Raw genomic sequence first — 25,782 nt, forward strand, 5'->3', positions numbered from 1 at the left:
TCGCATGCCCACCTCTCATATACCGTAAAAAAACAAATAAATATCATAACTTAATAAATATAAAAATTTTTTATAGAATAATTAAATTAGATTGGCTTGTTTTCAGATCAAGATTAATATTTTAACATTAAAATAATTTCAACATATGTAATTTAAAAAATAATATTAAACTGATGTCTATAACCATTCATAAAAAACATTATGTTTTATTAACATCTATTATTACTTTTATTTATTCTATTCCTTTTTTATTGTCTCCTTATGATTTTGTTGATGATATGTATCGGGCATCTAATGGTGACCTTTTTGTATGGTTCCTTAATGTAAGACCGTTTTCTGTTTGGTTGATTCGTTTATTAAACGGAAGTGCAATAGTTTCTGACCCTTATCCTTTTTCATTTATCATTGCTTTCTTAGCTTTGTATTTAATTTTTCTTTATACAACAGATAAAATAATTCGATCAGAAAATTATTTATTAAAATTAACTATATTTATTTTTCTTTTATGCAATCCATTTTTTTTACAAAATTTATCATATAAATATGATTGTATAATCATGACATGCAGTGTTGCATTGGCATGTCTATTTGTATTTAAAGAAAATAATCAAAATGTGTGTATTGATTATATAATTCGTTCATGCCTATTATTTTCTTTATATTGTTTTTATCAATGTGCTTTGACATTAGTTATTGGACTATTGGCTGTAAAACTATTGAATGATAGTGATCAGGTAGCATTTTCCGGATTGTTCAGGGAACTATTTCTAAGATTATGCAATATATTAACTACATTTTTCATTTATAAAATATGCGTTGTAAATTTTTTGATTACCAACGATTATGGTCCATTAGGAAAGATTATTGTTTTAAATGAATATATATTCATTCATCTTATTGAGAATATAAAAATATATCTATTACTGTTTTTATTGTATATTCAGGAAAACTATATAATAGTATCTTTGATTATTTCATCTGTATTTTTTTTATATACAGTGATAAAAGATCTTTTCAAGAAAAATTATAAAAGAATTTGTGTTTTATGCCTGTGTTTTCCTTTATTGCTGGTTGCCTTAACGAGTTCAAATATTATATTAAATATACCCAGTGGTAATACACGTGAAATGATGGGTATATCAGCCTTTTTCATTTTTATATTTCTGTATGTTCAAAAGGCTGGTTGTCATTCAAAGATAATGCTTTTGGTTCCAATTTGTTATTTATGGACATCTTTGCTTTTGTCATCAGCATTATGTAATCTGAAAAGAATAGATCATCAGAAAAATGCATTAATAGTACAGGAAATTTTACAATCTATTTATCATTTTGGTAATAAGAAAGTGGAGGGGATTACATTTATCCGCGATGATTTGAGGTTTTCTTCTCAACAAACCATTATGAAAACACATCCATTAACAAGGAAAATTTTTGATTTTGTTGGATTGTCAAACCCTTGGTATGTAAACGGTTTATTAAATGGAGAGTATTACATGCATAAAAATGTTATTGGCAGGGCCTCTCCAGATTTTCCAAAAGATGCTAAAGATATTTTTTCTGGCTGTTATATTCAATCGACTTTATATGGTGTTATTTTGTATGTTAAAACAGGCTCTTATTGCGATAGTATTACCAAAAATTATAATCCAGGAACTTTTTAATCCATATATCAAATATTGGATAAGGATTGATTGAATAAGGGATATGTCAATTAATCCCTTATTTTAATTCTGTTATTCTTGTGCGACTGGTTTTTGATTGATTTGGGTTTCTTGATTGCCCTGAATATTGGTAATTTCCTTTTTCATGATTTCAACAGCTTGCCGATCAAGTAAGGCGTTATATCTCAATTTAAATTCAACTGTTTTTCCGGCATGAAGTTTTTTAAGTCTACCTTGTTCACGTTCAATTGTCATAGGATAGGCAAAATTGGTTCCTGGTTCTATGCCTGTGACATATCCCTGTTTTTCGGTATCTGTGTTCTTCCATAAAGTTAGAAAGGGAAGTTGCTTAGTATTGAATTCAATGGAAACTCCTTTATTTTCGCTTTTATTATGCAACGCGGCCATGGTGCTTCCATCTTTTTTGGTATAGGGAATGATATTAAATACCATTTCATCAAAATCTTTGGTAGGTTCACGATAAGTTTGCCAATTATCTAGTCCATTTTGAGCATAGTTGTTAAAAGGACTTATTTCTTTAACAGGGGCGATAAATTTTGCATCTTTTTCTAATAGAGGTTTACCGAAATTGCTATGGTAAATAATTTGATAGGGATGCGAGTAATCGGCATGATTGGTCAAGCGATCATGAAGGGTAAAACTGTGGGAGCCAGGAATATAGGATAGCTCTGTTAGAACACGTAAATCGGTTTTTTTGAAAGTGCTTTCTTTAATTAAGCCTTTTATCTTGATTTCGTATGGAAATAGAGTATCGATCTCAACAATAACTTCAGATGCTGGTGTATTTGCTGCTTTTCCATGAAGGCTATAAAGCTCACCATTGGTGTCGGTAAAAGGATGCCCAGACCATTCATAACCGCAACGCACCATCATTTCGTTAAAACCTTCCAACCATCCGGTGCCATTGCGACTTTGAAGATTTATGAAAGTGGGGTTGACTATCTCCTTTACAGGTGAATCCCAACCCAGGCGAATGCCAGGAGCTGTTGCTTCAATCACATTCATTCCTCGTGTTGGGCTCAGGGTGATGGTCAATCCATCAGGACATTTAATTATAATCAGTCTAGAACCTTCCTGTTTTCCTCCATGCAGACAAATTTGCTGAATAGAAAATAAAACATCCTCAATGCCAAGCTGGTGATTGTTAATCTCCCAATTGCCTAATTCAATGTTATGGGCTGCGCTGGTTAGTGTAAAAGATTTGGTCTGATTTTGAGATAATGAAAATTCTAGTGTCATTTTATTCTCCCGGATTTACAAACAGCACTCATGCATTATTTTGAAGATTTATATAATTAATGCAATAATAATTGAATTTGTTCCTTAAAATTATTTTCACTGATGTAGGGGGATTGATAATAAAAATCGTTTTTTGATTTAAAATAATTGGATAGATCAAATAAATTCTCTTGATCGATATCTCTTATTACCAAATTTTTCCAGGAAGGGCGTATAAATTGCTCGACAGCTTGTGACAAAGCACATTGATCAATACACCAATTGGTAAAATTATGAGGATCATAAGCCCATTTTATATAATGTCCGATAAAATGAAGAATTTTAGGGGTGATTTCTGAATGGTTTAGATATGTAATTCCGGCTCCCAAACACCAAGGTGCCCCCACGAGCTGATCACCATTTTTATCAAAAGCAAAAAGTCTCAAACCAAAATCATAATTACCAAATAAAGGGAATTTTTTACTGAAAAAATCCTCTGTAACGGTGAGATCAATATCAAGAATAAAGGTTTTTGTAGGATAACGTTGATAAAGTTTTTCCGCAAAAAGAAAACGTAAACAGGTAAAATAGGCTGCATCCCGATAAAGTGAGGAACCATAACCATAGGTAATATGCATATTAGGAATGGTGTTATGAATAAATTCAGAGATCTCTTTTAGAAATTCTTTTTGTTGAGATGATGGATTTTCCAATGCAAGAGCAAGAACGATTTTACTTTGAAAATCTACCCTTTTATGTGCTTTTACAAGAGTAAAGAGAAATTTGGGTAAATATTTTAAATATCGGGAATCACAACCCAGAATGAATAGTAAATCGGCCTGTTGATCTTTTAGATCAGCATATGACCATTGCCATTTTTCCAGATGAAATGGATCATCATGTTTATTAGCCTGTTCAAAATTTTGGTATCTCTTTTCTGTTAACCAACTATATACACCACTATCTTCATTGTCGAAATAAACGGAAGTTTCAGGGGCCAGTTCTTTGGATTTTTGAAAGTGATAATCTGCCGAGGGTCTATTATGGAGAAGCCACTGCAATTTTCCTGCATTTAGATGATACCAGGTTGTATCTCCATTTAATTCATATTCCTCATCCAGTAATCCTTTTAACAGATCTCTAAAATGTTCTTGAAGTCTGTCACAATAATAGCCCAGATAAATTGCATAACGCTGTTGAATTGTTTGATTTGCGTCGTGCATTGAATAAGGAAAAAGATAAAGGTTAAATTCGGAGGTTGGAATTGGCAATTTATATCTTTGTAAGATATTGGGTAAAAAAAACATATAATAATTGGTAATTTCACCTTTTTCCAATTCGGACATGATATCCCTTGTTAAGAGGTCAGAAGAACAAATGAAATTGAGATACTTTTCCAGTTTTTCTAAAGAAGCATCTATATTTTTTTTCAAGAAAAGGATAGTTGCCTTAAAAAAATAGTAGTCTTTATTGTTTGAATCTATCTCTATAAGAAAATTTATTAACGCTTCAGCCAATATATAATTTTTAAAAGTAAGGCAATATTGGCAGAGCTCTTTTAATATTGTTTGGTTAGCCAGGTTATTTTTAAAATTTTCAGTAATTTGCGTTATATTTTTCAATCCGGGATATATTTTTGCTGGAATCGGTTTTGCTTGATTTTTTTTTATGAAATCTAGAACATGATATTTAAGAATAGCCATTTCCATTGGTTTTATAATCTTTCTTGTTTTAATAAATTTGTTTAAATGAGTTCGTTCGATATAGATTTTTCAAAAGAGAAAAATTAAATTCAATGATCGTTTAAAAGTTAAATGGTCTTATAAAAAATAAAATTATTATAATTAATTAAAACATGATCTATATTATATAAAGTTTTTTATAAATATTTTATATAATGATAAGCTTTATATGAATGAATTATTTACGTAACTGGAATGGTAATAATGGATATTCTATCTGCTCGATTGAAAAAAATACAGCCTAGTCAGACGCTGGTGATTAGTGCAAAGGCGCGTGCCATGAAAAGTAAGGGTCAGGATGTGATCAGCCTTTCGGCTGGTGAACCTGACTTTGATACGCCGATCAATATTAAGAACGCAGGCATAGCAGCCATTCAGTCCGGACAGACAAAATATACAGATGTTGGAGGGACCCCAGCTGTCCGCCAGGCAGTTGCCCAACGTTTGAAAGCCGATTATAATATTGACTACCAACCTGAAGAAATCATGGTTTCCAGTGGTGGAAAACAGGTTATATTCAATGCGATGATGGCCAGTCTTAATCCAGGAGATGAGGTTATTATCCCTTCACCTTGTTGGGTTTCTTATCCCGATATTGTAACATTGGCTGGTGGAACACCAGTTATCATTCCTTGTAAGGAGGAGCACGCAGGTTTCAAGTTGCAGCCCGAACAACTGAGTGCAGCAATTACGTCTAAAACGAAATGGCTGATTTTGAATTCCCCTTGTAATCCCACAGGTGCTGTATACAGTAAAGAAGAATTGCAGGCTTTATGTGATGTCTTGATGCAATATCCAAATGTATGGGTTTTGACGGATGATATTTATTCCAAGCTGGTTTACGATGGGGTGGTTGCCCCAACAGTAGTCCAGGTTGAACCACGCCTTAAAGAACGCACAATTACAATGAACGGTGTTTCAAAAGCCTATTCGATGACGGGATGGCGTATTGGATATGCTGCCGCCCCTGTAGAATTTATCAAGGCAATGATAAAGTTGCAGGGACAGTCCACAACCAATCCCTGTTCCATTAGTCAGGCGGCAACCGTTGAGGCCTTGACTGGTTCACAGGATTCAGTTGCCGATATGGTGGCTACTTATCAAAAAAGGCGAAATCTGGTTTTGGATAACCTAAATGGTGCACCGGGTCTATCCTGTTTAAAACCCATGGGGGCCTTTTACCTGTTTGTTTCAATGAAAAATTGTTTGGGTAAAACAACCAGTAAGGGGACAAAAATTAATAGTGATCAGGATTTCGTAACGGCTTTACTGGAAGAAGAGGGTGTAGCCACAGTTCATGGAGCAGCTTTTATGATGGATGGATATTTCCGTATTTCCTATGCGACAAATACAGAGTTGCTTAAGGAAGCCTGTTTACGGATTAAACATTTCTGCATGAATTTGAGCTAGGGCTAGATATTGGTTATGAATAATGAGGAAATTGCAATTGAACCCGCTCTTGCCTCAAGAATGAGCGGGTTTGAAGCTCCTGCAACCATCGCTATGTCAATGCGGGCAAGGGTTCTGAAAGCAGAAGGAAAAAATGTTATTTCCCTAGCCCTGGGACAGCCTGATTTTTTAACACCCAAAATAGCTATTGAGGGAGGTTATCAGGCGGCTTTGGAAGGAAAAACGAAGTATCCTCCTATAGACGGTTTTTTATCGTTGAAAAAGGCCATACAAAAAAAATTTAAGGAAGAAAATGGTGTCGATTATGCATTGGACGAAATTATGGTTGCAAATGGGGTTAAACAGATTTTGTTCAATGCCTTGATGGCGACTTTAGATCTGGAAGATGAAGTCATTATTCCGGCACCCTATTGGACCAGTTATCCAATTATGGTACGATTTCTAGGAGGGAATCCGGTTCATGTTGTTTGTCCTGAAAAAGATAATTTTGTCTTAAAGGCAAGGCAATTAAAAGCCGCTATTACGCCTAGGACTAAATGGCTGATTTTGAATTCCCCCAGCAATCCAACTGGTGCTGTCTGGACAAAAGAAGACTTGCTGGCATTGGTTGAGGTATTGAGGATTAATCCTCAGATATGGATTTTTGCTGATGAAATTTACGAACATTTGATTTTTGACGGGCAACGCCATCATTCATTGGCGGCTTTGGCACCAGAATTAAAAGATCGTATTTTAACGGCGAATGGGGTTTCTAAAACTTTTGCAATGCCAGGTTGGCGTATAGGTTATGCCGGTGGGGTAAAGCGTTTGATTAGAGCGATGCTTAAAATTCAAAGCAATTCAACCTCTGGTGCCTGCAGTGTCAGTCAGGCAGCTGCTACTGCGGCTTTGCAATATGCGCAAAAAGAAGTTGAATCAATGAAACTGGCTTATGATCGACGTCGTAAAAAAATGACGGCCGCCTTTTCAGCAATGAATGGTATAAGCTGTAATATTCCACAGGGGGCCTTTTATATATATCCAGGTATTGCCAGCTGTATTGGAAAAAAAACAGCTCAGGGAAGGTTGATTGCCAATGATCAGGATTTTGCTGAAGCATTATTGGAAGAGACTTATGTTGCGGTTGTTCCCGGATCAGCGTTTGGTTTAAGTCCCTACTTGCGTATAGCTTATGCCGCTGATGATGTCGTTCTTGAAGAGGCCTGTCAAAGAATTTCCCAGTTTGTGCAAGGGTTATCCTGATCGTATTCATTAATGCTCCGGTTTTCTTGAGTATTAATGAAGGGGTTGAAAATTATTTAGATTGAATTTTGTCTTTTTCATCAAATAGTTTGGTGAGTTCGTGAATCATTGTTCCCCCCAATTCTTCTGCCTTGGTGATTGTCACGGCATGTTTGTAGTAACGTGTTACATCATGCCCAATTCCAATGGCTACAAGCTCGATTTCAGCACGATTTTCGATTTTGCGAATCATGCGTTTAAGATGATTTTCAAGATATTCTGATCCATTCGTCGATAAAGTGCTATCATCAACAGGTGCTCCATCAGAAATAACCATTAAAATTTTACGTTTTTCTACACGGGTTTTAAGTCTTTGCCATGCCCAAAAAAGAGCCTCTCCATCAATATTCTCTTTTAACAAGCCATCCTTGAGCATAAGGCCTAAATTACGTTTGGCTCGTCGCCATGGCTGGTCGGCAGCTTTATAAATAATATGGCGTAAATCATTTAACCGTCCTGGATTCTGGGGACGTTTGTCAGCCAGCCATTTTTCACGACTGCGTCCACCTTTCCAGGTCTGGGTTGTAAAACCGAGAATTTCTACCTTAACGGAACAACGTTCAAGAGTTCTGGCCAGAATATCTCCACACATTGCCGCAATGGAAATAGGGCGTCCTCGCATGGATCCAGAATTATCGATTAACAGTGTTACAATCGTGTCCTTAAAATCGGTTGATTTTTCTTGTTTAAAACTCAGAGAATTGGTTGGGTTGGTGATTATTCTTGTTAATTTGCTGGCATCGAGAAGTCCTTCCTCCTGATCAAAATTCCAGCTTCTGATTTGTTGCGACATCAATTTGCGTTGTAAACGATTGGCCAGCTTGGATATGATATTTTGTATTTCCTGTAATTGTTGATCAAGCTGGTTTCTTAGGAAGCCTAGCTCGTTTACGTCGCAAATCTGTTCAGCGGTAACTACCTCATCAAATAATTTTGTGTAAATGTGATAGGATGCATCTTCAACATCAGCTAGGGTATCCGGAGGTTGTTGTGAGGGGCCACCAGCTTTTTCAGATTTATCACTTCCCATGACTGAATCTGGTTTTTCTTGATCCTCCATATTCAGGGGAATTTGTGAAATTTGCTGTTCAAGTTCGCTTTCTTGCTGTTCTTGTTTTTCTTCAGGGTAATCTGGATTGCTATCTTTGTTTTGATTCGCGGTATCTTGAGAGGATTCTTCCTTGCCATTATCGGATTTTTCCTCTTCTCCTTCTAGTAAACTATAGGCTTGAAGCAATTGTTTGGTAGCTTGTGCATAATGATCCTGGTCAGTCAAAGCCTCTTTCATGGCCTTGAGAGCTTTTTCACCCTGGGGTGTTAATTGATTGCGCCATAATTGCAGAATTTTACGAGATGCTGTTGGTACTGTTTTTCCAGTCAATGTTTCATAAACAAGTAAAGAAAGGGCTTTTGCAGGAGATAATTGTTCCGCCTTGTCCATCCTTGCATGCCCTTCTATATGACTGTTATGTTCCATAACTGCCTGTAAATTGGCGGCAACCCCTGCCATCTTTTTGCTTCCTAATGCCTCCACACGGACTTGTTCCAGGGCATTGAAACTATTTTGTGCGTCCCCTGATGTTAAGTCTGGTGGTGAAGGAAGATCATTATCATGATATTTTAGATATAGGGCCAGTGCATCAGCTTGTCCCCTAATGAATTGCAAGGTTTTTGCATCTTGTATTTCTGGTGGTTGTGGAAGATAGACGTTTTCCTTATTGTTTTTGGATTGATATTGACGATTGTTGACCGTGTTTGAACAGAAATTGATATTGGTTGCCGTATAACCACTTAAAGTATGTATGGTACTAATCAGGGCTTGTTTGAAACGTTCAGGATTATAAGCGGTTTGAAAATTGAGTAAATCAGTCTGTCTGTTCTTCTGATTTTTAGGCATTATAATCCTCTTGTTAAATCGGATAATTCAATATTGTTTAAACTGTTTTAGGATCGGTTGTTAAAAGGTCAACATTAAAACAGCGTTGGTAATATTCTGCTACAATTCCGTGTTCTGACAGGTCACATTTATTTAGGAAGGTTAGGCGGAAAGACAATGCAAGATCATGAAAGATTGTATAGTTTTCAGCCCAGCTGATGACAGTGCGAGGAGACATTACAGTAGACAGTTCCCCTTCGGCAAATCCAATTCGGGTTAAATTGGCCAATGCTACCATTGATTCAATCTGTTTTTTTGTTTCTGCGTCCTGAGGCTGTACATTCATTTTTGCCATGATTATTTTAATTTCTTGTGGAGGGGGTAAATAATTCAGTGCGGCAACAATATTCCAGCGATCCATTTGCCCCTGATTGATTTGTTGAGTACCATGATACAGCCCGGTCGTATCTCCCAATCCAATGGTGTTTGCAGTTGCAAAAAGACGAAAGGATGGATCAGGGCGAATAACTCGATTTTGATCCAGCAAGGTCAGTTTGCCTTCTGTTTCAAGCACACGTTGAATGACAAACATAACATCAGGACGGCCAGCATCATATTCATCAAAAATAAGTGCGCATGGATGCTCTAAAGCCCATGGAAGTAAACCCTCTTGAAATTGTGTAACTTGTTTTCCGTCCTTTAGGATGATGGCATCCTTTCCAATCAAGTCAATACGGGAAATGTGGCTATCGAGATTGATGCGAATACATGGCCAGTTCAGGCGGGCAGCGATTTGTTCGATATGGGAGGATTTTCCTGTTCCATGAAATCCCTGTATCATGACCCGTCGATTATATCGAAATCCTGCAAGAATGGCATGAGTGGTATCTAGATCAAAAAAATAGTTTGGATCCAGATCGGGAACCAGTGAGGTTTTTTTTGAAAATCCCTTGACCTCCATATCAAGATCAATATCAAATGTTTTTCTTACGTTAAACAATTTATCTGGTTTTGATAACATAGAAATGTCAGGTAAATCGGTTTTATCGGGATTAGTTAGGTTTGAAGTTGATCTGGACATAGAAATTATCCTGTGTAGAAGAGTTATTTTAATGATCTAAATGATTTTTTATTTTGCTTCAATCATATTTGTCAAATATGTTCGGAGTAGGGAATAAGCTGCATTAATCTTTTTAAATTTTTCTTCCAAATCCGCGTCACCACCATTTGTATCAGGATGATATTTACGGGCAAGCTTGGTATATCTTTTTTTTAAACTGGCCAACGAAAGTGGCCAGCTAATTTCCAGTAATTGCAAAGCTTTTTGTAATTCTTGGGGGATATTGGGTTTCTGTTCGGTATCATGATGTGTTTTTGTTCTTGTTTTTTGAAAAAGCCGTAGCGGATCATGGAATGATTGCTCATTTAAAAGATTTTTTTTTCCTAATCTACCAAGCTTCCACGAAGGTTTATCCCATACAGCGGCGGAACGCATGTGTTCCTCTATTTGCGCAGTATTCATTCCCCTGAAATAATCCCAGTTTTTGTTATATTCCCGAATATGGCTAAAACAGAACCAATAATAGTCATGTAACTGGTGACGGGATTTTGGTGCCCGATATTCTGCTGGTTCTCTGCATCCTGGCATGTCACAATAACGGTGCGGTGTTGTTTTTGCATTGTTGGGATCAAACATTGTTGCCCATTTCTTTTTAAACATCATAAGTATTTTGATTTCATAAGAAATAGAATAGAAAAGTAAGGAACATTGTTCTTGGAAGAATATCACAAGAATTGGGGAAAAATGAATTATATTCCAAAAAACGGTTATAATTCAAAGGGCATATTAAAGATATTTTATAATTCTGATATAGAATTAATCATCTTGATATAAAGAGGTAAGGCGATGAGAATAGATAAAATCATGAATGGGATATGCAAAAAAATAATATTGCTTTTTCCGTTTCTATTAATGGCATGTCAGGCTAATCAGAAAGCAAGACCTACTTGCGAGCTCGTTTCAATTTCAAGGGTTGAAAGTGCCCTGAACGATCCAAGGGGATTTGAGGGACAATTCACGCAAATTTGGTCAAATGGTAATCAATCTGAAGGACGTATCGTATATATACCTGGAAAATTACGTTTAAATTATGAAACCCCTTCCACAATGATCGTTGTTGCAAAGGGTAAAAAAATGGTGGCAAAAAATTTTGACGATCATTCTGTTACACATATTGGATTGGCAAGAAACCCTTTGGGATTAATGCTAAATAGTCCTGTTCATTTATCATCACCCATTCTTGTAACGGCAATACAAAAGGGAACACAGGCTTTGCAAATTTCATTGGCAAGCGGGGATAATCCATCCCAAGGTTTGTTAACTCTACGGTTTCAAGATGTAAATGGTCAGTTAACTCTTGATCAGATGCAAGCTATAGATGTGCGTAAACGGCAAACGATCATGAATATTTCAAATGTTCATATGGGTTTAAGTGTTAAAAATAATTATTTTAACTATCCTGATCAACCATAAGGTCAGAAGGTGGTGACCGCAATTTTAAAGAATAGACAAACACTTGCTGCCAGGCTTGACAGAGGACTTGGTCTACCATATCAAATGAAGTATTAATTCCTAGTTCATGCATGCTCGTAATTCCATATTCCTTCAATCCACAGGGGACTATTCCGGAATAATTTTCCAGTTTGGGATTAATATTCAACGCAATTCCATGCCAGCTGATCCAATGGGATAGCTTAATTCCAATTGCGGCAATTTTTTTCTCTTTTTTTGTAACAGGATCGGTAACCCATAATCCGACACGCCCTTCTTTTTTTTCTGCTGCGATATTGAATTGTTGAAGGGTGAGAATGATCCAGTCTTCAAGTTTGTGAATGAATGCGCGAATATCATGATCGGGAAAAGTGGGATGGGGTTTACGTAAATCCATCATTACATAGATGATTCGCATTCCTGGACCATGGTAAGTCCATTGTCCACCCCGATTAGTATGAAAAACAGGAAAATTCTGTGGATTGAACAAATCGCTCTCTTTTGCCGATGTTCCCGCAGTGTAAAGCGGAGGATGTTCCAAAAACCATAGGCATTCTGCCGCTTTCCCATCAAATATTTTTTGAACGTAATTTTTCATCCATTGAATTGCTGTGGGATAGGGAACAACTTTTTTGCTTTTTTGCAAAAATATTGGTGTGATAGCCATTGCTAGAAACTCTTTCATCGGTTATAGAGAAAGCATATTGGATTGAATTATGAAAATCAATCCCGTGCGACCGTGGCGGAATGGTAGACGCGCAAGCTTGAGGTGCTTGTGGGGAAATACCCCGTGGAAGTTCGAGTCTTCTCGGTCGCACCACATTCTTGTTGCGACTTGAATATAGAACCTATTTTCTTTTCATTTGCCTTTGATATATAATTTTACCAATTTTACAAAGATTTATTTGTAAAAATGTCATGATTGCAATGAAGAGGAAATTATGGATCATAAATTTAAGCAAGATGCGTTGGATTATCATGAATATCCAATACCAGGGAAATTAACAATAACACCAACAAAAAGAATGGCGACTCAAACTGATTTGTCCTTAGCCTATTCCCCAGGGGTGGCGGCACCATGTTTGGAAATTAAAAGGGATCCTAGTTTGGCTAGCAAATACACGGCCAAAAGTAACCTGGTTGGGGTTATTTCCAATGGTACGGCTGTTTTGGGGTTGGGAAACATCGGGCCCTTGGCGGGAAAACCCGTTATGGAGGGCAAGGCGGTTTTATTCAAGAAATTTGCTGGTATTGATGTTTTTGATATCGAAGTTGATGCCAATGATCCGGAACATTTCTGTAATGTTGTCGCGGCGCTTGAGCCAACTTTTGGCGGAATTAATTTGGAGGATATCAAGGCGCCTGAATGTTTTATTATTGAACAGAATCTAAAATCCAGAATGAATATTCCGGTTTTTCATGATGATCAACATGGAACGGCGATTGTCGTAAGTGCGGCTACCATTAATGCCTTGCGAATTCAGAATAAGAAAATTGAAGACGTTAAATTGGTCACTTCTGGGGCTGGGGCGGCAGCTATTGCATGTGTAAATTTATTGGTAACTCTGGGATTAAAACCTGAAAATGTCATTTTAACGGATATTGATGGAGTGGTGTGGCAAGGCCGCGATCCAAATATGCCAGAAAATATGGCACGTTATGCCAAAGACACGCAGGCTCGCCGTTTGGAGGATGTTATAGCGGGTGCGGATATTTTTCTTGGTGTTTCTGTGGCTGGAGTTCTGAAAAAAGAATGGGTGGCAAAAATGGCATCCAATCCTTTGATTCTGGCATTGGCAAATCCGGAACCTGAAATCACTCCAGAAGAGGTTGGTAGTATTCGATCAGATGCGATTATGGCAACAGGTCGTTCTGATCATCCAAATCAGGTTAATAATGTTTTATGTTTTCCTTTTATATTTCGCGGAGCCCTAGATGTTGGGGCAACCGAAATAAACGAGGAGATGAAAAAAGCCGCCGCTTATGCATTAGCAAATCTGGCGACACAAGAAGCCAATGAGGTTGTCGTGGCCGCTTATGGCGGTCAGGCACCTGCTTTTGGTCCTGAATATATTTTGCCAAAACCTTTTGATCCGCGATTAATTTTGGAAATTGCGCCAGCGGTTGCAAAAGCGGCCATGCAAACAGGGGTTGCCTTACGTCCGATTGATGATTTTAATGGATATCTGGAGCATCTGATGCAATTTGTGTTCAGAACCAGTCAGGTTATGCAACCTGTATTTGCAGCTGTTCATCAACATAAAGGACTGCAAAAGGTTGTCTTTTCTGAAGGCGAAAATGATAGGGTTTTACGTGCTATTCAAACTATGGTTAATGAACAGATGGTTTTACCTTATGTTATTGGAGATCAGAAAAGGATTCATGAAAAAATTACTCAATTGGGGTTAAGCTTAAAAATTGGTAAGGATTTAACAGTTTATGATCCCCAAAAGGATAACCCATTTTTGCAAACACTGGAAAAACCTTATCAGAGATTGGTTGAAAGAACGGGTGTTCCTCCGTCTTTGGCGTATGAACAGCTCTATAGAAGAAAATCAATTCTAGCAGCGATGCTTTTAAGGGAGGGGCATGTTGATGCAGCACTTGTTGGTGGATTTGGTGAATGGTATCGTCATTTTAAGGCATTGAAAAATATTATCCCCAAACAGGATGGAGTAAAGGAATTCCATACTATTTCTGCTATGATTCAGTCAAATGTAGCGCTTTTTATGGGGGATACTTATTTACATCTGGACCCTACGGCTGAGGAAATTGCTGAATTAACTTTATTGGCTTCTGAAATGGTATCTATGTTTGGTATGGTACCAAGAGCCGCTTTATTATCTTATTCTTCTTTTGGAACGGGAAAATCTGAATCAGCATTAAAAATGAAAAAAGCCCTGGCCATAATACGCGAAAAGAATCCTTCATTGGAAATTGACGGGGAAATGCAGGGTGATGCTGCGTTAAGTGAAACCTTGCGTTCGAGATTAATTGATGATTCACCCTTGAGAGGAAATGCCAATTTGTTAATTATGCCCAGTCTTGATGCGGCAAATATTGGATTTTCCTTGAGTCGTGTGGTTGGAAATGGACTGCAGATTGGTCCTATAACGCTTGGCACAACAAAGCCGCTTCATGTTCTTACGGAAAATACAACGGCACGAGGTATCGTGAATCTGACAGCTATTGCCATTCGCCAATCATTAAGAAAAAAACAATAAATTTGATTGCAATATTAGGAAAATATTGTAATCTTGTTCAAGATTACTGAATTTACTGTGTATAAAAGAGTGAGAAATCCATTTTTTCACTCTTTATTTTTTCATTAAAAATTGCATATTCGCGATTGCTTGTAAAACACGCATTAAAATTTTGGATAAAATATAAAAATTATAATTCTACAATTAATTGTTTAACTTCAGGGGAAACAGTTAAAATTAGATTTCCGTAAGGGTTAAATGTGCCTGAATGAGATGGTACATTATAATTGAAATGAAAGTTATTGTCGTGTTTGCGTAATTCGTACAAGTGGCATTTTAAAGATTTGTAGCTATAATAAATTAAAGGAACCGGGGGAAGCGTTAATCCCATTTTTGGATCTTTATACATTGTTTTGAGTCTTTCAAAAAAACCGGGATTTATTTTTTTGATTTCCAATAATATTTTTGAAATTATAGAAGACAACGGGCTTCGTTGAGGTTGATCTATCGTATTTTTATTATTTGCTGGAAGATATTTATTTTCAAATTCATTTATTTTTTTAAATAATGAATCGAAGTCTATGATAGGTAAACGGTTAAAGCCGATTTCATTTTTAATGATCTCAAATATATCTGTTATCTTATTCTTATCTGAAATGTTGCCGCCCTCAAGCAAATTTAATGGGCTCGGTAAGGTGTCAACGGTTAATCCAGAGTGACAAAGTGGAATAACATTGATATTTTTTTGCCATCCTGCCCCACATTCAAAACTGATCCAGGGACGTTGAATACTTTTGGGACTGCAAAATACAATCATGATGGCACTATTTTTTAAATTTTCTTCAATTTCATCAAACCATCTTTGACCCGGTTTTATGGAGAAACTGGACGTGAAAACATGGACTTGTCCAAAAAAACTGTCTTCGATTAATTGTTGAAATATACATGTAAGTTCTTTTTCTTCTGTAATATGACTTAGGAAAATCGTTTTTTTGATTAATTCTGGCATTTATAAAGTGACCTTGTTATAAACCCTTTTTTAACATTATGATTAATAATGACAAATTTAGGAAAGTATACATTAATATTAACAAAATGAAATAAAATAAATTGATCAAGTGGAAGCTGATAAATTGTGTAATAAAATTATACACATGAACTAATATAAATTTTATAAAATATGATTTTCTTCATATGACCAAAAAATTGGCTAAATATATCCAGGATTTTATTCCATATATTGTTTTCACGATAGATTAGCTGTAAAAAGAAAGTATATTTAAATTATTTAAGCTTTTTTAAATAATATTATTTAAAAATAATTTAAGTTATTTAAATAGTAATGGTTTTTTAATTAAGTATAATCTTCCAAAGATGTGTATTTTATTCATCTTTGGTTTTTTTGATTCACATTATATTTAAATATTATCAATTAGATAAATTTAATTTGATATATTTGTAATAGCAATCATTTCTGGGAAGTTTGAAAAAACAAATTTTTCTGTTAAAATTTAGTTTTACTATGGTAGCATTATTGCGCGTAAATTATTAGACATAATTTGATTAAGATTCACATATAGGTATTTAATTAAAAGGGAATTCCGCGCTTAATTATTGAATGTGGCCTCCTTATCATAATTTTTACATATTCTTATCAAATTGTGAAATAATATTTGTTTTGTTCTAAATTAGACATTAACATATTTGTTTTTTATTATTAAATTTCAAGGTAGAGTTCTGTGATTAAACCTTTAAAAAAAGCTGTATTACCTGTCGCTGGCTTAGGAACCCGTTTCTTGCCTGCAACAAAATCAATGCCAAAAGAAATGTTGCCTGTTGTTGATCGTCCATTGATTCAATATGCACTGGATGAGGCGCGTGCGGCAGGAATTGAACAGTTTTGTCTGATTACAGGTCGAGGAAAAGATTCTCTAATTGATTATTTTGATGTTGCTTATGAACTTGAGGATACACTGCGACAAAGAGGTAAAAAAGAGTCTCTAGAGGCTCTCTATCCATCTAGTATCGAGGCAGGTTCTTTAACCGCTTTGCGTCAGCAGTCTCCATTAGGGTTGGGGCATGCAATATGGTGTGCTCGTACATTTGTTGGCGATGATCCATTTGCCATTTTATTACCGGATGATTTGATTATGGCGACGCCAGGATGTTTGGCGCAAATGGTTGAAGTTTATAATGAATATGGTGGAAACGTCGTCGCTGTTACCGAGGTTCCTCGTGAAAAGACATCCAGTTACGGTATTGTGGATATTGAAAAGGATGATGGAAAACTGGTCACGATTTCCGGGGTTGTAGAAAAGCCGGAGCCCGAACAGGCTCCCTCTAATCTTTCAATTATTGGACGTTATATTTTGTCACCTGAAATTATGAAATATCTTTCTAAAATGGAAAAAGGTGCAGGAAATGAAGTTCAATTGACAGATTCTATGGAAAAATTGATTGGACAAATGCCTTTTCATGGGTTGAGATATAATGGGGTTCGGTATGATTGTGGAAGCAAATCTGGATTTCTAGAAGCTCAGGTTGCCTTTGCTTTGAAACGTCCCGATCTAGCTCCGGCCATGCGTAAGATAATACAGAAATATGCCCATGAAGAGGTTAAATAATGGAACATCAACGTGTAATTAATTCGACAATCCTGCGAGAATATGATATTCGCGGCATTTATGAACAGACTTTTTTTGTCGAGGATGCCTATGCGATCGGACGGTCCTTTGGCAGTTTGGTCGCAAGGAAAAATGGAAAAAAAGTTGTTGTTGGTTATGATGGTCGGGTTAGTTCGCCTGATTTAGAGGCCGCTCTGGTAAATGGATTAAAGAAAAGCGGTTTGGAAGTTGTCCGTATCGGTCGTGGTCCGACCCCAATGCTCTATTTTGCTTCAACAGTTATGCAGGCTGATGGTGCTGTTATGGTTACGGCCAGTCATAATCCCAAAGAATATAATGGGATGAAATTCATGCTGGGTGGCAAACCGTTTTTTGGTAAGCAGATTCAGGATTTAGGGGCACAGGTTGCGGCTGGTGATGTGGTTCCAGAGGGTAATGGTACGGTTCGCAAGGTTGATGTTTCAGAAGATTATATTAATCGGCTTTTGGAAGATTTTGGGGGAACTGAACGGAAATTACGTGTTGTCTGGGATAACAGTAATGGGGCTGCTGGTGATATTCTAACCCGTTTGGTTCAGAAGTTGCCCGGTGAACATATTGTTCTGAATGGAACGATAGACGGCGATTTTCCCGCTCATAGTCCAGACCCTACTGTTCCCAAAAACCTTGTTCAGCTTCAGAAAGAGGTGGCCAATCGCAAGGCTGATATTGGTATTGCGTTTGATGGTGATGCCGATCGTATTGGCGTGATTGATGACAAAGGTAATATCCTTTGGGGTGATCAGCTTATGGTTATTTTTAGTCGTGATATTCTTGCAAGTAATCAAGGGGCAACAATTGTTGCCGATGTTAAAGCAAGCAAAATTCTTTTTGATGAAATTCAAAAAGCGGGTGGAAATCCTTTGATGTGGTGTACTGGACATTCCTTGATCAAGGCCAAAATGGCTGAATCAAAGGCTGTTCTCGGTGGGGAAATGTCTGGTCATATTTTCTTTGCAGATAAATGGTACGGGTTTGACGACGCATTATACGTTGCAGTCAGAACGCTTGATATTGTCGCCCGGTTAAAGGGTCCTTTATCAGAAGTAACAGAGTCTTTACCCAAAGCAATTTCTACTCCTGAAATTCGTTTTGATTGTTCCGATGAGCGTAAATTCACTGTTGTCCGTGAAGTGGCTGAACGGTTAAAGGAAGAGAAGGCCAATGTCGTGACGATTGATGGTGTAAGGGTGAATACAGAAGATGGATGGTGGCTTTTAAGGGCTTCCAACACTCAAGCTGCTTTAGTGGCACGAGCGGAGAGTACATCTGATGAGGGATTGGAGCGATTGAAAAATGCTTTAAAAGCTCAGTTAAAGGCTTCTGGTGTGGAATTTCCAGAAGTATAAATTGAGATTAGAATTTTAACTGGTTTCTATTTTTTTATAAAAAGGATACAGTCTAGCGATTGTATCCTTTTTGTTATCTATCAAATGATATATGCCATGAATGTTCCATTATTATTTAACCGTTCTCTTCTGAAATTGCATCGAGATAGATCTGTTTTATATCATTTTGAAATACAGGATATCTTTCAACAATGTACGGATCGGTTACTGGAACGACTTGACGATATAAATCGTTCCTTTGAATTTGCCTTAGAAATCGGAGGGCGAGGGTATGTTTCTTCCTATTTAAAAAATAGAAAAATAAAGGTGATATCGGCTGATTTGTCGGCAGGTCTGGTTTCAATGAATGTAAATTCGAAAATCTGTATGGATGAAGAATTCTTGCCTTTTAAATCAGGATGCTTTGATCTGGTTATTGCGAATTTTAACTTGCATTGGGTTAATGATTTGCCTGGTACTTTATTACAAATTCGAAGAATTTTGAAGCCTGATGGTCTTTTCCTGGCGGCAATTCCTATACTTCCGACTCTTTCTTTATTACGAACCGTAATGGCTGAAGTTGAAATGGAATATTGTGGTGCTGTTTTGCCGCATATTTCTCCATTACCTGATTTAAGATCATGTGCAAGTTTGATGCAACGGGCTGGTTTTGCCTTACCCACTATTGATAAGGAGGCGATTGAAATTGTTTATCGCTCTTCATTGGCTTTATTTCGGGATTTGCGTTGGGCAGGGGAAACAAATTCCTTGCAAATGCATCAGGCTTATTTTGCAAAAAAAACTTTATTTGCCGAATTTATTGCACGTTTGGAAACTTTTAAACCTATTAAAGTTGATATAAATTTTGCCATTTTAACAGGTTGGTCTCCCGACGCGTCACAACCTCAACCTTTAAAACCTGGTCAATTCAAAATGTCTTTGGAAGAAGCGTTGCGAAATAAATAGAATCAGTTTTAATTTACGAATAATATAAAATTTTTATTTTGGAATTTAATTTTTAGATTATATGAAAAAAATCTGATTGTTAATTTTTTTAGAATAAGAAAAAGTTCTGCATAATTTTAAATTTATTGATCTATTTATTATTGAACAATAGTTGTAATAATTTAAGTTATATAAATCAAATAGTTATTAAATATACATTTTTATTCATAATATATTTTTTTTAAAATTTTAATTTTAGGGTTCTTGCAAAGAATGATGATTTAAAAAGCTTTATATTGATGATATAACCGATCGTAATTGTAGAATTTTGATATGAAAAGTAAGCGGTATGGCACATAAGAATGTAAAAAAAGTTGTTCTGGCCTATTCGGGAGGGTTGGATACTTCTGTTATTTTACGGTGGTTACAAAAAACATATGAATGTGAGGTTGTAACCTTTACGGCTGATTTGGGACAAGGGGAAGAATTGGGTCCAGCCCGTAAAAAAGCGGAAATGTTTGGTGTAAAAGAAATTTTTGTCGAGGATTTGCGTGAAGAATTCGTAAGGGATTATGTCTTTCCAATGTTTCGTGCCAACACGCTTTACGAAGGACAATATTTATTGGGAACCTCAATCGCGCGTCCACTTATTTCTAAAAGACAAATTGAAATTGCCGAACAGGTGGGGGCTGATGCCGTTGCGCATGGGGCAACGGGTAAAGGGAATGACCAGGTTCGATTTGAGCTGGCCTATTATGCATTAAAACCCGATGTCACTGTTATTTCGCCTTGGCGTGAATGGGATCTCACTTCTCGTACCCGTTTATTGCAGTTTGCTGAAGAAAATCAGATTCCGGTTACGCATGACAAACGTGGGGAAGCTCCCTTTTCGGTCGATGCCAATCTTTTACATTCATCTTCGGAAGGGAAAATTTTGGAAGATCCTTCCCTTCCTCCTGATGAAGCTGTTTTTCAGCGAACAATTTCACCGGAAGATGCTCCAGATAAGGCGACTGAAATCAGTATTGATTTCAAAGCTGGTGATCCTGTAGCGATTAATGGAATTGTAATGTCCCCGGCAACTATACTGGCCCGTTTGAACGAGTTGGGTAAGGCCAATGGTATCGGGCGTCTTGATCTGGTTGAAAATCGTTTTGTTGGCATGAAATCCCGTGGAATTTATGAAACACCGGGTGGAACGATCTTATTATTTGCCCATAGAAACATGGAATCGATCACTCTTGATCGTGAGGCCGGGCATTTAAAGGATAGTATTATGCCTCGTTATGCGGAATTAATTTATAATGGTTTTTGGTTCTCACCAGAGCGCCGAATGCTGCAGGCCCTGATTGATGAAAGTCAGCATTTTGTTACCGGTCGTGTAAAATTGAAGCTGTATAAAGGTAATATTATCTTGATGGGACGTGAAAGTCCGAATAGTCTCTATGACATGCGTGTTGTAACATTTGAAGATGATGAAGGTGCATATAATCAAATGGATGCACAGGGCTTCATTAAATTAAATGCGTTACGACTACGTTTGGGAGCACAGGCAGGTCGACGTGGCGGTGCCTTGTAAAATTTGAATTATCAGGAGTTGAAAATGAAAAAGATGCTTTCTTGGATAGTTCCTGCGGTTTTGGCAATTCCCTTGGTTGCTTGCGCCGGTAGTAAAAAGGAGCAACTAACCCCCGAACAGTTTATGCAAAAGGTTGAGGCTGAACCGGGAGTGAAAACATTACCCAGTGGATTGGCTTACCGTATTATCCAGTCTGGAAACCCTAAGGAAGCCTCTCCTGCTCCAGGGGATCTAATTTTGGCGGAATATGAAGGGCGTTTGCCAGACGGTGTCATATTTGATTCATCAGATCGGCATGGTGGTGGTTTAATGCAAATGCCTGTCGAGGGATTAATACCTGGCTGGATGGAAGCCCTGCCTAAAATGCATCCTGGCGATGTTTGGCAGCTTTATGTTCCGCCTAAATTAGGGTATGGAGAAAAATCTATGGGGATTATTCCTTCAAATAGCCCATTAATTTTTAAGATTCATCTTGTTGGGGTAACCAAAAACCAACCGGATAACTAATAAATAAAGGATCAAGGTGATTTATGAGTGTCAAGCCGTCAGGTAAGCGCGTATTTTCAGGAATTCAACCAACTGGTATCCCGCATTTGGGAAATTATCTGGGGGCCATTCAGTACTGGGTTGATATTCAACAGGATAATGAATGTATCTATTGCCTGGTTGATATGCATGCCTTGACGGTTTGGCAGGAACCCGTATCCCTACGAAAACAGACTTTGGAACAGACAGCTGTTTTATTGGCTGCTGGTATTGATCCCAACAAGCATATCTTATTTAATCAATCAGCTGTATCCGCTCATGCGCGTTTGGCGTGGATTTTCAATTGTGTTGCGCGAATTGGCTGGATGAACCGGATGACACAGTTTAAAGATAAGGCGGGCAAAAACAGGGAGGCCAATTCTGTAGGATTGTATGTTTATCCTAATTTAATGGCCGCTGATATTTTGGCATATAGGGCAACGTGTGTACCTGTAGGTGAGGATCAGCGTCAACATCTGGAATTAACAAATGATATTGCCCAGAAATTCAATCATGACTACAAAACTGGTTTCTTTCCTGTTGTCGAGGGATTTATTCCAAAAACAAGCGCCCGTGTAATGAATTTAAGGGATGGTAGTAAAAAAATGTCCAAATCGGATCCTTCCGAACAGGGGAGGATTGAATTACTGGATGAGGATGATGCAATTACGAATAAAATTAAACGGGCAAAAAGTGATTCTGAACCCTTACCGTCTGAACAGGAAGGGTTGTCACACCGTTTAGAGGCGTTAAATTTAGTGTCAATTTATTCGGTTTTAGCCAAGCAATCGATTGAACAGGTGCTCCAGGATTTTGGCGGACAAGGATTTAGTCCTTTTAAATCCGCATTGTCGGATCTTTTAATTCAAAAAATTGCACCAATCAGAGAGGAAACAAAGAAATTGTTGGCAGATAAACAATATCTACAGACAATTTTGAAACAGGGTGCCGAGAAGGCATCAGCAATTGCTGATCCTATTGTGTCTGAAGCGGAATATATCGTGGGGTTTTTAAAATAAAGAATGAAACAGCAGGTTGGTAAATTGAGTGTTAAAACGCAAGGTCAGGGATTAACCATGATTACGGCTGACCTGTCCAGTTGGATTTTGCGATCAGCCATCAATACTGGCCTGTTAACGATATGGTGTAAACATACTTCAGCTTCTTTAACCGTTCAGGAAAATACGGATATTTCGGTAAGAAATGATATTCTAAATTATTTTAATGATCTCGTTCCAGAAAAGCGCTCCTATCAGCATGCTGATGAGGGGAGTGACGATATGCCCGCCCATTTAAAAACGATGTTGACCGAAACCTCCTTGTCTATTCCTGTCATTGAGCGGAAATTAAGTTTAGGGCCATGGCAGGCCGTTTATTTGTTTGAACATAGAAAAAGGCCACATATTCGAGAACTGGTTTTACATGTAATGGGGAACTAGAGAATGATGATATTAAGAAAATGCTATCGAAAGCTTATCTTGATATAATTGATTTTTTATTTCCGCCACGCTGTATTTTATGCGGTGTTCATATTCAACGATCTGGATATTTATGCTCTGACTGTTTCAAACAGCTTGAATTTATTGTGGAGCCCTGTTGTGAACAATGTGGAACGCCTTTTCTTTCTGATTCAGAGGCGGGAGAGGATCATCTTTGTTTGAGTTGTCGGGAAAAGCCATGTTTATGGGAGAAGGGGCGGGCAGCTTTTGTATATAACGAAGGGATTAAAAAGTTGGTTTTACCCTTAAAATATGCAGATCGGTTGAATGGCTTGAACTTTTTAGCAGGTTCTATTTGGAATATTGCCAATCCCTTTTTTGATAATGCTGCATATATAATTCCTGTTCCGTTATACAAGAAACGTTTGCGGCATAGAAAATACAATCAATCGGCCCTGCTGGGAAAAAAATTGGCCAAAAGATCAAATATTCCCCTTTTATTATTGGCCTTGAAAAGAATTAGGGATACACAGTCCTTGGGACATTTGAATAAACAGGAACGACAAGATTTACTGGAAAATGCATTTCAGGTTAATCCAGCCTATTCAAAAATTCTTCAGGGTAAGACAATTATATTGGTGGATGATGTTATGACCACGGGCAGTACCCTGATGGCCTGTAGCAGAATATTACTGGAAGCGGGTGTAAAACGCATATTTGTGGTTGTTATTGCAAAAGTAAGTTATTTCTGAAAATAAAATTATTCATTTATAGTTTATAAATTATAGATTATCATAAATAAGATATATTATTTGTAATTAAATGTTTTTGGGAGAAAAACTATGGCAAAAGTTGAAATATATACACAACCAGGATGTCCTTTTTGTCAAAAAGCTCTGACGCTCTTAAATTCAAAAGGCGTGAAATTCAATCAGATTAATGCTCCTAAAGGTACGGCAGAACGAGAAGAGGCAATAAAACGTTCGGGGGGTAAGATTACTGTTCCGCAAATTTTTATAAATGGTCAGTCAGTGGGTGGATGTGATGATTTGTTAAGGATGGAAGAGACCGGGAAGCTTGATGCATTATTGAAATAAATCAATAAATATTGATTTATTTATTAATAAATGGAGATAATTAAGCAAGTGTTAAATAAAAATAAAGTTATAACCAAGATTTTAGGTGCTGTAATAGGCGGAATGTTCTTATGTTGTCCCTTTTATGTAAATTATGCGCAGAATCTGAATGAAACTAGATCCATGCCAGAAATTGGATTATGGACAACCAAGGCAGAAGACGGTGTTTTTCAGATATATAAATGTGGTGAGGGTCTTTGTGGCAAATTTGTAGGGATGCAATATAAAGGACCTGTTGCTCCCGTGAGTTCTAAAGGAACTTCCCAGTGTAATTTTTTAATGTTGCGTAATTTTATGCATAAGGAAAAAAGTAAATATTGGGTAGGAAAAATTATAGATCCCCGAAATGAAAAAATTTATGATGCCAAAATCTGGATAGACGATCATGATCAATTAAAAATCCGGGGTTTTATGGGGATCAGTCTATTTGGTGAAACACATGTTTGGCATCGGTATAATCATGTGATCGATAGAGGTTGTAGAATTAAATAATATTATTTTATTTCTACAAATAATTATTTTTTATTATTTCAATTGTTATCAAGAGCGTAATTAATAAATCGTAATGATTTATAATAATTACGCTCTTAATTATTATTATATTTTATATTTCGAATAAATTATTATTAAATCAAAGAATAGATTTTATAAATATTCGTTAAATTATATCAATAATAAATAAATCGTATTAAATTAATGATTTATTCTTTGTATTTTTATTGATATTATTAAAGATAAATTTTATTTGTTGAATCAATTACATATTTTTTATCTTATTTAAAAAATTTTTTATATAAAGATTAGGAAACTAATTTTATATAAAAATGGCGAATTAAAAGGAAATATTATGGCCTATGTATTTACCCAGGTTTTTACCGGTAGGGAAAAATGGATAAAGCTTACAAAGGCAATCAAAGAACAAGTTTTGCAACGCATGATTTCAAGTCTATCAACCTTGGCAGGTGAAAATCGGGTCCAGTTAATCGCTATTGGTCAAATAGACGGAAAAGTTCCTTGTGCAGTGGATGCGGAATTTTATGTAACCTGGTCTGTACCAATAAATGAATTGACCTCATATATAGTTAGGCATTTTCAAGAAAGTGAATGGAATGAATATTTTGAATTGGTCAATATTGGAGGAAAAGCTTTGACTATACCTCAATTTGCGGAAGTTATTTTAAGAGAATAATGCCAGATATATTTA

General features: G+C 36.7%; 23 protein-coding genes and 1 tRNA gene. 17 read left to right on the forward strand and 7 right to left on the reverse strand.

What is annotated here, in order from left to right; all coding sequences use genetic code 11:
* Positions 1 to 278 precede the first annotated feature (278 nt).
* Positions 279 to 1,661, forward strand: coding sequence for a glucosyltransferase domain-containing protein (locus H3T46_RS08990; protein ID WP_255550364.1), 1,383 nt, complete (start codon positions 279 to 281; stop codon positions 1,659 to 1,661).
* Between the two features lie 72 nt (positions 1,662 to 1,733).
* Here the strand turns inward: H3T46_RS08990 and H3T46_RS08120 are convergent, their stop codons facing one another.
* Positions 1,734 to 2,921 carry an aldose 1-epimerase family protein gene (locus H3T46_RS08120; RefSeq protein ID WP_155566242.1) on the reverse strand — a complete coding sequence of 396 codons (1,188 nt, stop codon included), beginning with the start codon at positions 2,919 to 2,921 and terminating at the stop codon, positions 1,734 to 1,736.
* Between the two features lie 56 nt (positions 2,922 to 2,977).
* Positions 2,978 to 4,246, reverse strand: a complete 1,269-nt coding sequence (locus H3T46_RS08125; RefSeq protein ID WP_198225993.1) for a hypothetical protein — start codon at positions 4,244 to 4,246, stop codon at positions 2,978 to 2,980.
* A 600-nt stretch (positions 4,247 to 4,846) separates the two neighbouring features.
* On the opposite strand from H3T46_RS08125, the gene H3T46_RS08130 reads away from it, so the two are divergent.
* Together H3T46_RS08130 and H3T46_RS08135 are read left to right on the forward strand one after the other, a co-directional pair.
* A complete protein-coding gene (locus H3T46_RS08130) occupies positions 4,847 to 6,052 on the forward strand; it encodes a pyridoxal phosphate-dependent aminotransferase (RefSeq protein ID WP_110439508.1) in 1,206 nt (401 codons plus the stop codon).
* A 15-nt stretch (positions 6,053 to 6,067) separates the two neighbouring features.
* Positions 6,068 to 7,294, forward strand: coding sequence for a pyridoxal phosphate-dependent aminotransferase (locus H3T46_RS08135; protein WP_232350034.1), 1,227 nt, complete (start codon positions 6,068 to 6,070; stop codon positions 7,292 to 7,294).
* Between the two features lie 52 nt (positions 7,295 to 7,346).
* On the opposite strand, the gene H3T46_RS08140 is transcribed toward H3T46_RS08135, so the two are convergent.
* From H3T46_RS08140 to H3T46_RS08150, 3 genes are read right to left on the reverse strand one after another with little or no spacing between them, the layout of a single operon-like run.
* A complete protein-coding gene (locus tag H3T46_RS08140) occupies positions 7,347 to 9,230 on the reverse strand; it encodes a cobaltochelatase CobT-related protein (RefSeq protein WP_198198188.1) in 1,884 nt (627 codons plus the stop codon).
* A gap of 37 nt (positions 9,231 to 9,267) precedes the next feature.
* On the reverse strand, positions 9,268 to 10,290 hold the full coding sequence (locus tag H3T46_RS08145) for an AAA family ATPase (RefSeq protein WP_198198190.1): 1,023 nt from the start codon (positions 10,288 to 10,290) through the stop codon (positions 9,268 to 9,270).
* Between the two features lie 48 nt (positions 10,291 to 10,338).
* Positions 10,339 to 10,932 (reverse strand): J domain-containing protein, encoded by a 594-nt coding sequence (locus H3T46_RS08150; RefSeq protein ID WP_198198192.1) that lies wholly within the window; start codon positions 10,930 to 10,932, stop codon positions 10,339 to 10,341.
* Between the two features lie 183 nt (positions 10,933 to 11,115).
* On the opposite strand from H3T46_RS08150, the gene H3T46_RS08155 reads away from it, so the two are divergent.
* Entirely contained in the window at positions 11,116 to 11,742 is a 627-nt protein-coding gene (locus H3T46_RS08155) for an outer membrane lipoprotein carrier protein LolA (protein ID WP_155568766.1), read from the forward strand.
* On the opposite strand, the gene lipB is transcribed toward H3T46_RS08155, so the two are convergent.
* Positions 11,720 to 12,445, reverse strand: a complete 726-nt coding sequence (lipB, locus tag H3T46_RS08160) for a lipoyl(octanoyl) transferase LipB (protein WP_370552773.1) — start codon at positions 12,443 to 12,445, stop codon at positions 11,720 to 11,722. The genes H3T46_RS08155 and lipB overlap by 23 nt on opposite strands.
* 48 nt (positions 12,446 to 12,493) lie before the next feature.
* On the opposite strand from lipB, the gene H3T46_RS08165 reads away from it, so the two are divergent.
* Positions 12,494 to 12,580: transfer RNA gene (locus tag H3T46_RS08165), tRNA-Leu, on the forward strand.
* A 121-nt stretch (positions 12,581 to 12,701) separates the two neighbouring features.
* Positions 12,702 to 14,984 carry an NADP-dependent malic enzyme gene (locus H3T46_RS08170; RefSeq protein WP_198198194.1) on the forward strand — a complete coding sequence of 761 codons (2,283 nt, stop codon included), beginning with the start codon at positions 12,702 to 12,704 and terminating at the stop codon, positions 14,982 to 14,984.
* Positions 14,985 to 15,153: 169 nt separating this feature from the next.
* Here H3T46_RS08170 and H3T46_RS08175 read toward each other — a convergent pair whose 3' ends face one another.
* Complete coding sequence (locus tag H3T46_RS08175) at positions 15,154 to 15,972, reverse strand: toll/interleukin-1 receptor domain-containing protein (protein ID WP_198198196.1); 819 nt, start codon at positions 15,970 to 15,972, stop codon at positions 15,154 to 15,156.
* Positions 15,973 to 16,702: 730 nt separating this feature from the next.
* Here H3T46_RS08175 and galU point away from each other — a divergent pair.
* The 11 genes from galU (at position 16,703) to H3T46_RS08230 (ending at position 25,767) form a co-directional block, all read left to right on the forward strand.
* Positions 16,703 to 17,587: a UTP--glucose-1-phosphate uridylyltransferase GalU gene (gene galU / locus H3T46_RS08180; RefSeq protein WP_110439516.1), complete on the forward strand. Its 885-nt coding sequence runs from the start codon at positions 16,703 to 16,705 to the stop codon at positions 17,585 to 17,587.
* Positions 17,587 to 18,975 carry a phosphoglucomutase/phosphomannomutase PgmG gene (gene pgmG / locus H3T46_RS08185; protein ID WP_198198198.1) on the forward strand — a complete coding sequence of 463 codons (1,389 nt, stop codon included), beginning with the start codon at positions 17,587 to 17,589 and terminating at the stop codon, positions 18,973 to 18,975. The genes galU and pgmG overlap by 1 nt, the downstream gene beginning before the upstream one ends.
* A 96-nt stretch (positions 18,976 to 19,071) precedes the next feature.
* Positions 19,072 to 19,920: a methyltransferase domain-containing protein gene (locus tag H3T46_RS08190; protein ID WP_155571561.1), complete on the forward strand. Its 849-nt coding sequence runs from the start codon at positions 19,072 to 19,074 to the stop codon at positions 19,918 to 19,920.
* 328 nt (positions 19,921 to 20,248) lie between these two features.
* On the forward strand, positions 20,249 to 21,478 hold the full coding sequence (locus H3T46_RS08195) for an argininosuccinate synthase (protein WP_198198200.1): 1,230 nt from the start codon (positions 20,249 to 20,251) through the stop codon (positions 21,476 to 21,478).
* A 24-nt stretch (positions 21,479 to 21,502) separates the two neighbouring features.
* Complete coding sequence (locus H3T46_RS08200; protein WP_110439519.1) at positions 21,503 to 21,985, forward strand: FKBP-type peptidyl-prolyl cis-trans isomerase; 483 nt, start codon at positions 21,503 to 21,505, stop codon at positions 21,983 to 21,985.
* Positions 21,986 to 22,008: 23 nt separating this feature from the next.
* Positions 22,009 to 23,022 carry a tryptophan--tRNA ligase gene (trpS, locus tag H3T46_RS08205; protein ID WP_198198201.1) on the forward strand — a complete coding sequence of 338 codons (1,014 nt, stop codon included), beginning with the start codon at positions 22,009 to 22,011 and terminating at the stop codon, positions 23,020 to 23,022.
* Positions 23,023 to 23,025: 3 nt separating this feature from the next.
* The gene (locus H3T46_RS08210) at positions 23,026 to 23,442 is read left to right on the forward strand and encodes a secondary thiamine-phosphate synthase enzyme YjbQ (protein WP_198198203.1); all 417 of its coding nucleotides are present in this window, start codon (positions 23,026 to 23,028) and stop codon (positions 23,440 to 23,442) included.
* Positions 23,443 to 23,462: 20 nt separating this feature from the next.
* Positions 23,463 to 24,194 carry a ComF family protein gene (locus tag H3T46_RS08215; protein WP_198198205.1) on the forward strand — a complete coding sequence of 244 codons (732 nt, stop codon included), beginning with the start codon at positions 23,463 to 23,465 and terminating at the stop codon, positions 24,192 to 24,194.
* 90 nt (positions 24,195 to 24,284) lie between these two features.
* On the forward strand, positions 24,285 to 24,539 hold the full coding sequence (gene grxC / locus H3T46_RS08220; protein WP_198198207.1) for a glutaredoxin 3: 255 nt from the start codon (positions 24,285 to 24,287) through the stop codon (positions 24,537 to 24,539).
* Positions 24,540 to 24,587: 48 nt separating this feature from the next.
* A complete protein-coding gene (locus H3T46_RS08225; RefSeq protein ID WP_198198209.1) occupies positions 24,588 to 25,070 on the forward strand; it encodes a DUF2147 domain-containing protein in 483 nt (160 codons plus the stop codon).
* A 355-nt stretch (positions 25,071 to 25,425) separates the two neighbouring features.
* Entirely contained in the window at positions 25,426 to 25,767 is a 342-nt protein-coding gene (locus H3T46_RS08230; RefSeq protein ID WP_198198211.1) for a DUF6616 family protein, read from the forward strand.
* Positions 25,768 to 25,782 lie beyond the last annotated feature (15 nt).

The sequence above is a fragment of the Commensalibacter sp. M0133 genome (genome assembly GCF_016101485.1).
Classification (GTDB): domain Bacteria; phylum Pseudomonadota; class Alphaproteobacteria; order Acetobacterales; family Acetobacteraceae; genus Commensalibacter; species Commensalibacter melissae.